At 66.2% G+C, this 13320-nt stretch carries 13 protein-coding genes; 10 read left to right on the top strand and 3 right to left on the bottom strand.

The genetic code is table 11. The features are described 5' to 3' along the window. Window positions 1–5 precede the first annotated feature (5 nt). From ACZ46Y_RS10970 to ACZ46Y_RS10960, 3 genes are read right to left on the bottom strand one after another with little or no spacing between them, the layout of a single operon-like run. A complete protein-coding gene (locus ACZ46Y_RS10970; RefSeq protein WP_311956880.1) occupies window positions 6–968 on the bottom strand; it encodes a tRNA dihydrouridine synthase in 963 nt (320 codons plus the stop codon). A gap of 38 nt (window positions 969–1006) precedes the next feature. Further along, window positions 1007–1642 (bottom strand): IMPACT family protein, encoded by a 636-nt coding sequence (locus ACZ46Y_RS10965; RefSeq protein ID WP_311956815.1) that lies wholly within the window; start codon window positions 1640–1642, stop codon window positions 1007–1009. Then, on the bottom strand, window positions 1642–2010 hold the full coding sequence (locus ACZ46Y_RS10960) for a hypothetical protein (protein WP_311956817.1): 369 nt from the start codon (window positions 2008–2010) through the stop codon (window positions 1642–1644). Before ACZ46Y_RS10960 ends, ACZ46Y_RS10965 begins: the two co-directional genes overlap by 1 nt. Window positions 2011–2368: 358 nt before the next feature. Between ACZ46Y_RS10960 and ccmA the strand changes: the two genes are divergently transcribed. The 10 genes from ccmA (at window position 2369) to smc (ending at window position 13055) form a co-directional block, all read left to right on the top strand. Then, complete coding sequence (gene ccmA / locus ACZ46Y_RS10955; RefSeq protein ID WP_446497136.1) at window positions 2369–2956, top strand: cytochrome c biogenesis heme-transporting ATPase CcmA; 588 nt, start codon at window positions 2369–2371, stop codon at window positions 2954–2956. A gap of 24 nt (window positions 2957–2980) precedes the next feature. After that, window positions 2981–3739, top strand: a complete 759-nt coding sequence (ccmB, locus tag ACZ46Y_RS10950) for a heme exporter protein CcmB (RefSeq protein WP_460540810.1) — start codon at window positions 2981–2983, stop codon at window positions 3737–3739. Window positions 3740–3750: 11 nt separating this feature from the next. Next, window positions 3751–4491 (top strand): heme ABC transporter permease, encoded by a 741-nt coding sequence (locus ACZ46Y_RS10945; protein WP_311956822.1) that lies wholly within the window; start codon window positions 3751–3753, stop codon window positions 4489–4491. Further along, complete coding sequence (ccmD, locus tag ACZ46Y_RS10940; protein ID WP_311956824.1) at window positions 4492–4731, top strand: heme exporter protein CcmD; 240 nt, start codon at window positions 4492–4494, stop codon at window positions 4729–4731. Then, window positions 4721–5197 (top strand): cytochrome c maturation protein CcmE, encoded by a 477-nt coding sequence (gene ccmE / locus ACZ46Y_RS10935; RefSeq protein WP_311956826.1) that lies wholly within the window; start codon window positions 4721–4723, stop codon window positions 5195–5197. The genes ccmD and ccmE overlap by 11 nt, the downstream gene beginning before the upstream one ends. A 106-nt stretch (window positions 5198–5303) precedes the next feature. Beyond that, window positions 5304–7322 carry a heme lyase CcmF/NrfE family subunit gene (locus ACZ46Y_RS10930; RefSeq protein ID WP_311956828.1) on the top strand — a complete coding sequence of 673 codons (2019 nt, stop codon included), beginning with the start codon at window positions 5304–5306 and terminating at the stop codon, window positions 7320–7322. Then, complete coding sequence (locus ACZ46Y_RS10925) at window positions 7319–7849, top strand: DsbE family thiol:disulfide interchange protein (protein ID WP_311956830.1); 531 nt, start codon at window positions 7319–7321, stop codon at window positions 7847–7849. The genes ACZ46Y_RS10930 and ACZ46Y_RS10925 overlap by 4 nt, the downstream gene beginning before the upstream one ends. Beyond that, window positions 7837–8310 (top strand): cytochrome c-type biogenesis protein, encoded by a 474-nt coding sequence (locus ACZ46Y_RS10920; protein WP_311956832.1) that lies wholly within the window; start codon window positions 7837–7839, stop codon window positions 8308–8310. Before ACZ46Y_RS10925 ends, ACZ46Y_RS10920 begins: the two co-directional genes overlap by 13 nt. After that, the gene (gene ccmI, locus ACZ46Y_RS10915) at window positions 8307–9545 is read left to right on the top strand and encodes a c-type cytochrome biogenesis protein CcmI (RefSeq protein WP_311956834.1); all 1239 of its coding nucleotides are present in this window, start codon (window positions 8307–8309) and stop codon (window positions 9543–9545) included. Before ACZ46Y_RS10920 ends, ccmI begins: the two co-directional genes overlap by 4 nt. Window positions 9546–9557: 12 nt before the next feature. Beyond that, window positions 9558–13055 carry a chromosome segregation protein SMC gene (gene smc / locus ACZ46Y_RS10910; protein ID WP_311956836.1) on the top strand — a complete coding sequence of 1166 codons (3498 nt, stop codon included), beginning with the start codon at window positions 9558–9560 and terminating at the stop codon, window positions 13053–13055. The last annotated feature ends 265 nt before the right edge of the window (window positions 13056–13320 follow it).

Below are 13320 nucleotides of genomic sequence, written 5' to 3'. Positions count from 1 at the left end.
CGATTTTATGCCGTGTCGACGAGGGGCGGGGTGTTTGCTGCCGGTTCAGCGAGCGCCTCAAGCAGCGCATCCAGATCCGTCAGGCGCTTGACGCGCTGGAAGTGCGCGCCGGCTTCGACGTTGCCCTGGCGCATCTGCGAAAGCCACTGCTTGACCAGCGAGGTGACGATGCGCTCGGGCAGCTTTTGCCGCTGGCGGCGGGCGTAGTCCGTGAGCACGCCGGCGCGCATGGCCCAGGTGGTGTCGGCCAGGCGCTCGCCGGTTTGCTGCCAGTGGCGGATGCGGCCGGCAAGCCAAGGGTCGGCAAGCGCGCTGCGGCCGAGCATCACGTCAGCGCAGCCGGAGAGGGTGCGCGCCTTCCAGTAGTCCTCGAGCGTCCAGATATCGCCGTTGGCCACCACGGGGATAGCCAGCCGGCGGCGTATTTTGCCGATCCACTCCCAGTGGGCCGGCGGCCGGTAGCCTTCGTTGCGGGTGCGCGCGTGCACCGTCAGCCGGCAGGCGCCGCCGGCCTCGGCGGCCTGGCCGCAGGCGACGGCCTGGCGGCGGTCGGCAAAGCCCAGGCGGATCTTGGCGGTGACGGGGATTTCCCCGGCGGCGGCGTCCACCACCGCCCGGGTAGCCTGGTAGACCCGCTCCGGGCGGCGCAGAAGCGAGGCGCCGCCGTCGTGGCGGTTGACCAGCTTGGCCGGGCAGCCGAAGTTGATGTCGATGGCCGTAGCACCCAGCCTGACCGCCTGATGGGCGTTGGCGGCAAGCGCCCGGCTGTCCGAGCCCAGCAGCTGAAGGTGCACCGGCACGCCGGTGGGCGTAGCGTTGGCCCCGGTTTCAAGCTCCGGGCAGTGTTTGTAGAACACCCGGGGCGGCAGGCGGGCGTCTACCACGCGAACAAACTCGGTGACGGTCCAGTCAAAACCCGGGCGGGCGGTAAGAAGCTCACGGGTCAGGGCGTCGATTACGCCTTCCATGGGGGCAAGGCCGATCCGGCCGTATGGCGTACGGCGGCTCATGGGGTGGCGTCTTGGGTAGCGGCGGTTAAGGTGACGCCGGCTTTCAGGCGGTTTTCCAGCGGTGCCGGGTCAACCGCTGCGTCCCGAGGCCAGGCAAGCGTCAGGCAAACGCCTTCGCCGTCGTAGTCGGCGCCGGTGACGGGAATGTCGTTATCGCTGCACCAGGCGCGGGCCTCGGCTTCCTGGGCAAAATCGAGCCGCAGGGTGTAGGCGTCGCGCTCGACGACCTCCCGGGTGGGCAGGCTTTCAAGGGCGGTGCTCACCGCTTGGGCATAGGCGCGGGCAAGCCCGCCGGTACCGAGCTTGGTGCCGCCAAAATAGCGGATGACCACGCAGCCGAGCTCACCCAGGCCGCTGCCGTCCAGCACCTGATACATCGGCCGACCGGCGGTGCCGCCGGGCTCGCCGTCGTCGGAAAAGCCGATGTCCTGCTGCTCGCCGGGCGGGCCGGCAATAAAGGCCGTGCAGTGATGGCTGGCGCCCGGGTGGGCGCTTTTGGCCGCGGCCAGCAGGGTGTCGAAATCACCCGGGGTAGGCGTATGGCACAGCCAGGCAATGAACCGGCTTTTCTCGACGTCGATCTCCGCGTAGTGGGGTGAATCCGGCGCCGGTCGGGGAATGAAGTAGCGCATTAATGCTCCGTTGCATGATGCTCGGTGCCCATGACCAGGCTCAGCACCTCGATGTCGCGATTGTGCAGAAATACCGCCGGCCGTTCGTCGCCGGCAAAGATCAGGTGCAGACCGTCGCGCTTGATGATGAGCTGCTCAAGCGTCAGGGTGCGCTGGTTGATTTCTGCCGTGGCCGTTTCATGGGCGCCGTGCTGAAGGCGGCGGATGATGATGACATCACCGGTGAACAGCTGGCAATCGCGCGGGTCGTGGCGGCGCACCCGGATGGCATAGGTGTTGCGTATCGCGCAGCGACGGCCGGCGCGGCGTAGGCCGCGGCCGGAAGCGGGGGCGGGAGCAGTCGGCAGGGTAGCGGGCTGGGCAAGCATCGGGCATCTCCGGTAACGGCAAGCCGGTCGCACTCGGGCAGGGAGGCCTGTACCGGTGCGGCGAGGCTTGTAATCCATACGCTGGATTTATTTACATGGTTTTCTATACAGCTTTATAGAGTCTATCTGTTTTTAAATACAGTTAAAGGGCCGGCCGGACGTTTCCCTTACCGGCCGCTTTGCTGCCGGGCGCTCAAGGGCGGCAAAGCGGCGCCGTCTCTGCGGCCGTGAGTCGCAGGACGACTGGCGAGCGGCGGGCTTTACCTGTAAAGTCCCAGCGCCATCGTCTGCCTGGAGAGACCTCTTGAGCCTGTGCCTTCAAGCCCGGAAACTTGCCTGCGAGCGCGATGACCGCTGGCTGTTTACCGATCTCGACGTGGATATCCAAAGCGGTGAAATTGTGCGCGTAGAGGGGCCCAACGGCTGTGGCAAAACGACGCTGTTGAAGATTCTCGCGGGCCAGCTGAGTGACTATGAAGGGGCGCTTTTCTGGAACGGCCAGCCCCTGCACAAGGCGCGGGAGTCGTTTCTGGCCAATTTGCTGTATCTGGGCCATGCGCCGGGGGTCAAGGCGGGGCTTTCACCGCTGGAAAACCTGGCCTGGTACCAGGCCCTGGGCGGCGAGCGCGGCCGCGAGACCGGGCGCCTCGAGGCGCTGGCCAACGTCGGCCTCGCGGGGTTTGAAGACGTGCCCGCCGGGCAGCTCTCGGCGGGCCAGCAGCGCCGGGTGGCGCTGGCGCGGCTGACGCTCACGCCGCGCGCGCTGTGGGTGCTTGACGAGCCCTTCACCGCCATCGACCGCGACGGCGTGGCGGCGCTGGAGGCCGCACTTGACGCCCATGCGCGGGCCGGGGGCTGCGTGATTGTGACCACGCACCACGAGCTGGCAGCGTCTTCGCGGCTGCGGCGACTGCCGCTGGGCAACAAGGGCGGGCCGGAGCACTAAAGGCGGTAAGTAATGGACAAGACCATGGCGGACGACACAACACTGACGGCAAGCCCGCGGCAACCCGCCGACCCGGAGGCGATTGGCGAGCTTAAGGAGGCCCGGGGCGGGGCGGCCGTCGCGCTTACGGCGACGCTCAGGCGCGATCTGGTGCTGATGCTGCGAAGCCGCGGCGAGGTGATCAACCCGCTGGTGTTTTTTGCCTTGGTGATCACCCTGTTTCCCATCGGTATCTCGCCGGATCCGGATCTTTTGCAGCGCATCGCGCCGGGGCTTTTGTGGGTGGCCGCGCTGCTTGCCGCGCTGCTCTCGCTGGATAGCCTGTTTCGCGGCGACTTTGAGGACGGCAGCCTCGAGCAGCTGCTGCTTGCGCCCCAGCCGCTGGCGGCGCTGTCGCTTGCCAAGGTGGCGGTGCATTGGCTGTTGACCGGGCTGCCGCTTGCGCTGATGGCGCCGGTGCTGGGCGTCATGCTTTCGCTGCCGGCGGGAAGCTACGGCGTGCTGTCGCTGTCGCTGGCGCTGGGTAGCGCCAGCCTGAGCCTCATCGGCGCCATCGGCGCGGCGCTGACGGTGGGTCTTTCCCGGGGCGGCGTGCTGCTGTCGCTTTTGGTGCTGCCGCTTTATATCCCCGTGCTCATCTTCGGCGCCGGGGCCGTGCAGGCCGCTATCATGGGCGACGGCGCCGGGGCGCATCTGGCGATACTCGGGGCGCTGCTGGCGGCGTCGCTGGCGCTCTCGCCCTGGGCGATTGCCGCCGCGCTGCGTATTAGTCTCAACGGTTGAGGAAAACCACTATGTGGGCGTTTATTCACAAGCTCGGGTCGCCTAAATGGTTTTATGCCATCAGTGCCAGACTGCAGCCCTGGTTCTGGGCCCTGGCGGCGGTGCTGATCGTCGCCGGCACCGTCTGGGGGCTGGCCTTCGCCCCGGCCGACTATCAGCAGGGCAACAGTTTCCGCATTATCTATATCCACGTGCCGGCGGCGTTTCTGGCCCAGTCGGTGTTTATCAGCATGGCCGCCGCGGGGCTGGTGTTCATGGTCTGGAAAATCAAGATCGCCGACATGGCCGCCAAGGTCATGGCGCCGTTTGGTGCGGCGATGACGTTCGTTGCGCTGTTTTCCGGCGCGGTGTGGGGCGTGCCCACCTGGGGCACCTGGTGGATGTGGGACGCCCGCCTGACGTCGATGCTGATCCTGCTGTTTCTGTACCTGGGGGTTATTGCCCTGCGCGGCGCCTTTTCCAGCCGCGACGGCGGCGCCCGGGCGGCGTCGGTGTTGGCCATGGTCGGGGTGATTAATATCCCTATCATCAAATACTCGGTGGACTGGTGGTACACCCTGCACCAGCCGGCCACCTTCAGCGTGACGTCAAGACCGGCGATGCCCGTCGACATGTGGCTGCCGCTGCTGGTGATGGTGCTTGGCTTCTACAGCTTTTTCATCGCCCTGACGCTGATGCGCACGCGCAGCGAGATCCTGCGCCGGGAGTCTCGCAAACGCTGGGTCCGAGAGCTTTTCCAGGAGACGCGATAGATGGCGTTTACTTCGTTTGCTGATTTTATCGCCATGGGCGGCCACGCGCCTTACGTGTGGTCGGCCTGGGGCGTTACGCTGTTTCTTCTGCTGGCGTCGGTATGGCATGCGCGCCTCGAGCGTCGCCAGCTCACCAAGGGACTTGAGCGCCGCGAGCGGCGTGAGCAGGCGCAGCGTAGCGCGCCCAGGTCCGGCACCGCGGAACCCGCGGCCGAAGGCGGAGGTCACTATGACACCTAAGCGCAAGCAGAAACTCTTTGTCATCCTCGGCCTGGTCAGCCTGGCCGCCGTAGCCGTGGGGCTGACGCTTTACGCCCTGCGCAGCAACATCAACCTGTTTTTCAGCCCGGTGGAAATCGCCGAGGGCAATGCGCCCATCGAGCGCCAGATACGCGCCGGCGGCATGGTCAAGGAAGGCACCGTGGCGCGCGATCCGGAAAGCCTTAATGTCGAGTTCACCGTGACCGACTATGTTGGCGAGCTTGACGTTTATTTCAGCGGGATACTGCCGGACCTGTTCCGCGAAGGGCAGGGTGTGGTAATCGTTGGCGAGCTGCAGGAAAACGGCCGCTTTCGCGCCGATCAGGTGATGGCGCGCCACGACGAAAACTATATGCCGCCGGAAGTGGCCGATGCGCTGGAAGAAGCGGGCTACCAGCCCTCGGACTACGCCGAGAAGGCCGCCGAGTCGGCCGCCGGCAGCTAGCCGCGCCGGCAATGGCCCTGACCGCGACCCGCGTAACGATTTTGACAGACCCTGACACCGACGCCGCAGCTACTTTCGCAGCTGCTCCCGCGATACCGGAGCGCCCATGTTGACGAAAATGATTCCTGAAATTGGCCATTTTGCGCTGATCATTGCGCTGATGATGGCGTTGCTGCAGGCGGTGGTGCCGCTTGCCGGTGCCGCCACCCGGCGGCCGCTGTGGATGGCCTTTGACCGGCCCATGGCCGCCGGGCAGTTTGTGTTTCTCGCCATTGCCTATCTGTGCCTCACGGCAAGCTACATGCTGGATGATTTCAGCGTGGCCACCGTGGCCAACAACTCCAACTCGCTGCTGCCGTGGTACTACAAGCTAAGCGCGGTGTGGGGCAACCACGAAGGCTCGGTGCTTTTATGGAGTTTGATGCTCTCGGTCTGGGGGCTTTTGGCATCGCTTTGGTCGCGCAAGCTGCCCCGGGACATGGTGGCCCGGGTGACCGGCATTCTGGGGACGATCGGCGCCGGCTTCCTGCTGTTTGTGCTGGTCACCTCCAACCCCTTCGCGCGGCTCTTGCCCAACATGCCCGACGACGGCACCGACCTGAACCCGCTGCTCCAGGACTTTGGCCTGGTGGTGCACCCGCCGATGCTGTACATGGGCTACGTGGGCTTTTCGGTGGTGTTTGCCTTTGCCATTGCCGCGCTGCTGGGCGGGCGGCTTGACGCCGCCTGGACCCGCTGGGCGCGCCCCTGGACCAACGCCGCCTGGGCGTTTCTCACGGTGGGGATTGCGCTCGGCAGCTGGTGGGCCTACTACGAGCTTGGCTGGGGCGGCTGGTGGTTCTGGGACCCGGTGGAAAACGCCTCATTACTGCCCTGGCTTGCGGGCACGGCGCTCATCCACTCCCTGGCGGTGACCGAAAAGCGCGGCTCGTTCAAGAGCTGGACGGTACTTTTGGCCATTGCCACCTTTTCGCTGTCGCTGATGGGCACCTTCCTGGTGCGCTCCGGCGTGCTCACCTCGGTCCACGCCTTTGCCAACGACCCGTCCCGGGGGCTCTTTATCCTGGTGCTTTTGGCCATCACCGTGACGCTGTCGCTGCTGGTGTTCGCCCTGCGCGCGCCGCGGGTGAGCCACAAGGTCGGGTTTAACTGGCTGTCCCGGGATTCGCTCCTGCTGGTCAACAACATCCTGCTGGTTATCTTGACCGTGACTGTGCTCTTGGGCACGCTCTACCCGCTCATTCTCGACGCCCTGGGGCTTGGCAAGATCAGCGTGGGCCCGCCGTACTTCAACGCGCTGTTCGTGCCGCTGGTAACGATCATGAGCCTGTTCATGGGGCTTGGGCCGATCGCCCGCTGGAAGCAGATGCCGGGCCGGGAGCTTGTCTCCCGGGTATGGCTTTCCGGCGTGGCCGCGGTGGTGCTGGGCGCGACTATCCCGCTGTTTTACGGGCCCGAATGGAACGCCAAGGTCATGCTCGGCATGATACTGGCGCTGTGGATCGTGCTGCCCATGGTGCGCGATATCGTCTCCCGGGTGCGTTCGGCCAGCAGCGTGGGCCGCGGCTTCAGGCGGATTTCGCTGTCCTACTGGGGCATGGTGCTTGGCCACCTGGGGATTGCGGTGACCATGGTTGGTGTGGCCGTGGTGTCCAACGATAACATCGAACGCAACGTGCGCATGGCGCCGGGCGATTCGGTGGAAATGGCCGGCTATACCTTCCACATGCAGGACTTTACCGAGCGCCGCGGGCCCAACTACCTCGCCGACACCGGGATTATCCGCGTCGAGCGCGAAAACGGCAGCCATTTCATGATGCGCCCGGAAAAGCGTCTGTATCTGGCGACCGGCATGCCCATGACCCAGGTGGCGCTGCGCGCCGGCTTCACCCGCGACCTTTACGTGGCCATGGGCGAAGACCTCGGCGACGGCAGCTGGGCCATTCGCCTGCAGTACAAGCCCCTGGTGCGCTGGCTGTGGCTTGGCGGGCTGCTGATGGCGGCCGGCGGCGTGCTCGCGGTGATCGACAAGCGCTATCGCCGGGTGCGGGTGCCGGGGCGTAACCGCCGCGTCGAGCGCGCCAACGCCACGGGCGTGCCCACATCCGCGGAGGCGAGCGCATGAAGCGTCGATTGCTGCTGTTTTTGCCGCTCATCGCCTTTCTGGGGCTCGCGGCGTTTTTCTACTACCGGCTGGGCATGGACCCGTCGTACCGCGACTCGGCGCTGATCGCCCGGGAATTTCCCGCCTTCAGCACCTCGACCCTCGACGACCCCAACCGCACCGTGGATGAAAGCCTGCTCGAAGGCGAGGTCACCCTGGTCAACGTCTGGGGCGAGTGGTGCCCGGCGTGCAAGCAGGAAATGCCCCAGCTGCTGGATCTGGAGGATCGCGGTATCCGCATGGTGGGCGTCAATTATCGCGATACCCGGGACAAGGCCCACCAGTTCCTCGACGAGTTCGGCGACCCGTTTGAGGTCAATATTTTCGACCCCGAAGGCGACCTGGGCTTTGATCTTGGCGTCTACGGCGCCCCGGAAACCTTTCTGGTGGATGCCGACGGGGTCATCCGCTATCACCACACGGGCTATATCGCCCCCGAAGACGTGCGCGACGTGATCGTGCCGGAGGTGGAAAAATGGCGCCGCTGATTCGCTGGCTAACGGCTGCCCTGTTGCTGGTCTGCGCCACCCAGGCAGTGGGGGACAGCATCGAAATACGCGACTTCGACACCCCGGTGATGAAGGAGCGCTACCGCGACCTCACCGGGTCCATGCGCTGTCCGCTGTGCGAAAACCAGGCCATCAACGACTCCGATGCGCCCATTTCCGGCGATATGCGCGACCGCGTGTACATGCTGCTGCAGGACGGCCAGTCGGACACGGAAATCATCAACCACATGGTGGACCGCTTCGGCGAGTACATACTGTACAACCCGCGGCTGGAAAACCGCACCTACCTGCTCTGGGGCATCCCCCTGGCGCTGCTGCTCGCCGGCGCTCTGCTGGTAGTGCTTATCGTACGCGCGCGGCGCAGCGCTTCGTCGGCTTCGCTGAGTGCCGAGGAGCGCGCCCGCCTTGATGCATTGATTAACCGCAAGAGGTCGCCATGACACCGCTGTGGATCGGGTTTGCCGTACTGCTGGCCCTCGCGCTCTGGTTTCTGGTGCTGCCGCTGCGCCAGTCGCGCCGCCTGCACGACACCCTGGCCGAAGACGAAGCCAACGACACCGCTGCCGAACAGAACGTAGCGATATTCAAGCGCCGCAAGGCCTCCCTGGATGCCGCCCGGGAGCGCGGCGATATCGACGAGGCGCAGTACGAAGAAGACCGCCTGGAGCTTGAGCGCAGCCTGCTCGACGACACTCGGCGGCTGTCGCACCGCCCGCTGGGCAATGCCTCTGCCGGTCGCATTGCCGTGCCGCTGATTATGGTAGGCGTGGTGCTGGCAAGCGTCTTCTGGTACCAGCAGCAGGGCGCCGAAGGCGACCTGGCGCTGTACGCCGTGCAGCAGGACGTGCAGAACGACCCCGAAGGGTCGCTTTCTACCTATCTTGAGCGCATGGAAGCCCAGGCCGAGCGCCAGCCGGACAACCCCAGCGTCTGGGGCGAGCTGTTTCCGCTCTACCGCCAGACCAACCAGCCGGAGAAAGCCGCCGATGCGCTTGAGCACCTGATCGAGCTGGAGGGGCGCCAGGCATCGCTTCTGGCCCAGCTGGCGCAGATTCGCTTTTTCATGGCCGACCGCGAGCTCACCGCCGAAGTGCAGTCGCTGGTCGATGAAATCCGCCAGAAGGATCCCCGCGAGCCGACCATGCTCGGCGTCATGGGCATCCACGCCTTCGAGAGCGGCGACTACGAAGCGGCCATCGACCGCTGGCGCCGGGCGGTGGCCAACGTGCAGAATCCGGACACCGTAGAGTCGCTCAAGCAGGGGATCGAAGTCGCCCAGCAGCGGCTGGGTATCGAGCCCGACGCCACTGGCGACGCCGGTCACGGAGTTAGCGTCAAGGTCGCCCTGGACGACTCCCTGCGCGACCAGGCGCCGAATGATGCCACGGTGTTCATCACCGCCCGGGATCTGGAAGGCGAGAAGCCGCCGCTGGCCGTGGTGCGCACCACGGTGTCGGCGCTCCCCGAGACCGTCACGCTGAGTGAAAACGATGCCATGTCGCCCCAGGCCTCCATCGCCGGCGAGGACAGCGTCCGCCTGGTCGTGCGCGTGTCGCCCTCGGGGCAGGCCACGCCGCAGCCGGGTGATCTGTTCGGCGACGTCGACAACGTTTCCGTGGGGGCGCTTGAGGACAGCGACACCGTGGACGTCACCGTCAACCGCGTCTTCAAGTAAGCCCGTGAAGCCATGCGTTTAACCGCCATCCGTCTGGCCGGGTTCAAATCCTTTGTGGACCCGGTCAGCGTGCCCTTTGACGGCAACATGACCGCCATTGTCGGCCCCAACGGCTGCGGCAAGTCGAACATCATCGACGCCGTGCGCTGGGTGATGGGGGAGTCCTCGGCCAAGACCCTGCGCGGCGAATCCATGGCCGACGTGATCTTCAACGGCTCCACCGGGCGCAAGCCCGTGGGCCAGGCCTCCATCGAGCTCAAGTTCGACAACCGCGACGGCGCCATGGGCGGCATGTACGCCCAGTACGCCGAAATCGCGGTCCGGCGCCAGGTCACCCGGGACGGCCAGTCGACCTACTTCTTCAACGGTCAGAAATGCCGCCGCCGCGACATCGCCGATTTGTTCATGGGCACGGGACTCGGCCCGCGCTCCTACGCCATCATCGGCCAGGGGATGATTTCCCGGCTGATCGAGGCGCGGCCGGACGATCTGCGCGCCACGCTTGAAGAGGCCGCGGGGATTTCCAAGTACAAGGAGCGCCGGCGGGAAACCGAAAACCGCATGCGCCGCACCCAGGAAAACCTCGACCGCCTGGACGACATCCGTGAAGAGCTGGACAAGCAGCTCGAACGCTTGAAGCGCCAGGCCGAGGCGGCCAAGCGCTACCAGACCCTCAAACAGCAGGAGCATCGCCTGAAAGGCGAACTGGCGCTGCTGCGCGGCCGGGCCCTGCGCGCCGAGCAGCACCATCAGGAAAGTCGCGTTCGCGAGCTGGAAACCGCCGTGGAAAAAGACGTCTTCGGCGTGCGCCAGTGCGAAACTCGCCTCGAGCAGGCGCGCGAGCAGCACGACGCCCTGAGTGAGGTGCTCGACCGCCACCAGCAGGCGTTTTACGCCACCACCACCCGCATTGCCCGGATCGAGCAGGATCAGAGCCACCGCAAAAGCCGCGAGGCCCAGCTGAAAAGCGACATCGACGCCGCCCGCCGGGAGCGCGACGAGCAGCGCCGGGTGAGCGAAGGCGACGGCGAACGGCTGGCGGCTATCGGCGAGCGCCTGGACAGCCTGCTGCCGGACATGGAGACGCTGGAAGAGCAGCTGGAAACCCTCGACGCCGAGCTGGCCGACGCCGCCCCGGCGCTGGACGCCGCGGAGGAGGCTCAGAACGCCGCCGACGAAAGCTGGCGCGAAGCCAGCCGCGACGCCGAGCGCGGCCAGGATCAGCTGCGCGACCTGGAGCAGCGCATCCAGCGCCTGCGCGCCGAGCGCGAGCGCCGCCGGGGCCAGCGCGGCGACATGGACGACCTTGCCGCGCACAGGGAAAGCCACGCCGAGCGGCAGGCCGCACTGGAAGACGCCGAGCGCGAGGCCGAACGCCTGACCGAGCAGCGCGAGCACAGCCGCGAGGCTCTGGCCCGCTCCCGGGATGCCCAGAACGAGCAGAGCCGCCGAAGGGACGAGGCGCAGGCCGCGCTCAGCCGCCTCGAAGGCGAGCAGGCCTCGCTGCAAACGCTGATCGACGCGGCGCTCGCCGACCACGACCCGGCCATTGACGCCGCCCTGGCCGAGCGCGGGCTTGCACAGGCGCCAAGGCTTGGCGAGGCCATCGACGTCGCCGCCGGCTGGGAAGCGGCGGTCTCCTGGCTGCTGGCGCCTTGGCTTGGCGCCCGCCTGGCGGCGCCGGCATCGCTTGCCGCGCAGCCCGAGGCGCTCGCCGCCGACTGGTGCCTGCTGGATCACACCGAGGCGCCGGCGCCTTCCGGCACTCTGGCCGAACAGGTCACCGGCGCCGGCGCCCTGGTGCACTGGCTGGGCCGCATCCGCTGCGTGGATACCGCTGCCGAGGCCGGCGCGCTGGCGTCCACGCTTGACCACGGCGAGAGCGTGCTCAGCCGCGACGGCGTCTGGCAGGGGCCGGGCTTCGTCCGCCAGCAGGCCGAAGGCGAAGGCGTCGACGCGCTGCTGGTCACCCGCCGGCGCTACGCCGAGCTTGCCGCGCAGCAGGAAAAGCAGCAGGCGGCGCTGGAGCAGGTCCAGCGCGAGCTGGACGACAGCAGCGAACGGCTGAGGGCACTCGAGGCGGCCGGGGAAGATCACGCTCGCCAGGAGCGCGAGCACGCCGCCACCCTGCAGCAGGCGGCCCTGGCCGAGCGCAGCCAGGCTCAGCGCATCGAACACCTGCAAAGTCGCGCCGCCGAGCTTGACGAAGAGCTTGCCCGGCTGGAAGAAGACGACGCCGAGCTGACGCTTGCGCTCGAGGAGCAGCGCGAACGCTGGGGCGAGGCCATGGAGCGCCTGGAGCAGGCCACCGGGCAGCGCGAAGACGCCCGGGCCGAAAGCCAGCGGCAGCGCGAACAGCGCCAGCGCCTCGAGCAGCAGCAGGCGCCGCTGAAGGCTCGCCAGCAGGAGCTTGCCATCGAGCGCGAGCGCCTGATGGTCGAACGCGACAGCCTGAACGCCCAGCGCGCGCGCAGCGACGAAGGCGAGGAGCGCCTGGCGCTGCGCATCGCCGAGCTGGAAGAAAGCCTTGAGGCACTGTTCGAGCCCGACGAGATGGCCGGTGAGGAGCTGGAAGAGCTGCTCCACCAGCGCGAGCAGCAGGAACGCCGACTGACCGACACCAAGGACCAGGCCCAGGCGCTGGCCGAACAGCTACGCACCGACGAGCTGGCGCGGCAGAACCACGAGCGCACCCTCGAGCAAAGCCGCGAGCAGCTTCAGCAGCGGCGCATGGACGCCCAGGCGCTGACGCTGAAGGCAACCGCTCAGGACGAGCAGCTGGCCGAGCTTGAGCTCGACGCCGATACCCTGGGGGAGACCCTGCCTGCTGATGCCGACGAGTCGCGCTGGCAGGCCACGCTCGAGTCCACCACGGATAAAATACGCAGGCTTGGGGCGATCAACCTCGCCGCCATCGAGGAATACGACCAGCAGGCCGAGCGGCGCAACTACCTGGAAGCCCAGCACGAGGAGCTCACCGAGGCCCTGGAGACGCTTGAACGAGCCATTCGGCGCATCGACCAGGAAACCCGGGTGCGCTTCAAGTCCACTTTCGAAGAAGTGGACGCCGGGCTGCAGGCGCTGTTTCCCCGGGTGTTCGGCGGCGGCACGGCCTGGCTTGCGCTCACCGGGGACGACCTGCTGGAAACCGGCGTTGCCATCATGGCGCGCCCTCCGGGCAAGAAGAACAGCACCATTCATCTGCTTTCCGGCGGCGAAAAGGCGCTCACTGCGCTGTCGCTGGTGTTTGCCATCTTCCAGCTCAACCCGGCGCCGTTTTGCATGCTCGACGAAGTGGACGCGCCGCTGGACGACGCCAACGTGGGGCGCTATGCCAAGCTGGTGAAGGAGATGTCGGAAAGCGTGCAGTTCATCTACATTACCCATAACAAGATCGCCATGGAGGCATCCGAGCGCCTGATGGGGGTGACCATGCAGGAACCCGGCGTCTCACGGCTGGTTGCGGTAGGCGTGGAAGAAGCCGCTGCGCTTGCCGACGATACCGCTTGATAATGTAAATATACGGTTAGCAGAGAGGCTAAAATCGGGAAAAAACGGCGCTAAAAGGTGAGATTTCGCAAAAACTGGCGCTTCTCATGGCGCTCGGGCTATGCTTGCGGTAGAAGTACAGGCAGGATTCATCGTGTTGCCGGGTACGAAATAGCATTAACGGCAGGAGACGCGGCAGACGATAGCGCTTGAGATATAGTATTTGAGATAGCGTTTGAGAGAGTATTTGAGATAGCGTTTGAGAGAGTATTTGAGATAGCGTTCG

It is taken from the genome of Halomonas garicola, from assembly GCF_055382465.1.
This window is presented reverse-complemented; position numbering and strand designations above follow the sequence as displayed.

Excerpts from the sequence above, each read along its gene's own strand:
- ACZ46Y_RS10930 (WP_311956828.1), top strand. The coding sequence starts at position 5,304 with ATGTTGACGAAAATGATTCCTGAAATTGGCCATTTTGCGCTGATCATT.
- ccmE (WP_311956826.1), top strand. The coding sequence starts at position 4,721 with ATGACACCTAAGCGCAAGCAGAAACTCTTTGTCATCCTCGGCCTGGTC.
- ACZ46Y_RS10925 (WP_311956830.1), top strand. The coding sequence starts at position 7,319 with ATGAAGCGTCGATTGCTGCTGTTTTTGCCGCTCATCGCCTTTCTGGGG.
- ACZ46Y_RS10965 (WP_311956815.1), bottom strand. The coding sequence starts at position 1,642 with ATGCGCTACTTCATTCCCCGACCGGCGCCGGATTCACCCCACTACGCG.
- ACZ46Y_RS10970 (WP_311956880.1), bottom strand. The coding sequence starts at position 968 with ATGGAAGGCGTAATCGACGCCCTGACCCGTGAGCTTCTTACCGCCCGC.
- ccmD (WP_311956824.1), top strand. The coding sequence starts at position 4,492 with ATGGCGTTTACTTCGTTTGCTGATTTTATCGCCATGGGCGGCCACGCG.
- ACZ46Y_RS10945 (WP_311956822.1), top strand. The coding sequence starts at position 3,751 with ATGTGGGCGTTTATTCACAAGCTCGGGTCGCCTAAATGGTTTTATGCC.
- ACZ46Y_RS10960 (WP_311956817.1), bottom strand. The coding sequence starts at position 2,010 with ATGCTTGCCCAGCCCGCTACCCTGCCGACTGCTCCCGCCCCCGCTTCC.
- ccmB (WP_460540810.1), top strand. The coding sequence starts at position 2,981 with ATGGCGGACGACACAACACTGACGGCAAGCCCGCGGCAACCCGCCGAC.
- ccmI (WP_311956834.1), top strand. The coding sequence starts at position 8,307 with ATGACACCGCTGTGGATCGGGTTTGCCGTACTGCTGGCCCTCGCGCTC.
- ACZ46Y_RS10920 (WP_311956832.1), top strand. The coding sequence starts at position 7,837 with ATGGCGCCGCTGATTCGCTGGCTAACGGCTGCCCTGTTGCTGGTCTGC.
- smc (WP_311956836.1), top strand. The coding sequence starts at position 9,558 with ATGCGTTTAACCGCCATCCGTCTGGCCGGGTTCAAATCCTTTGTGGAC.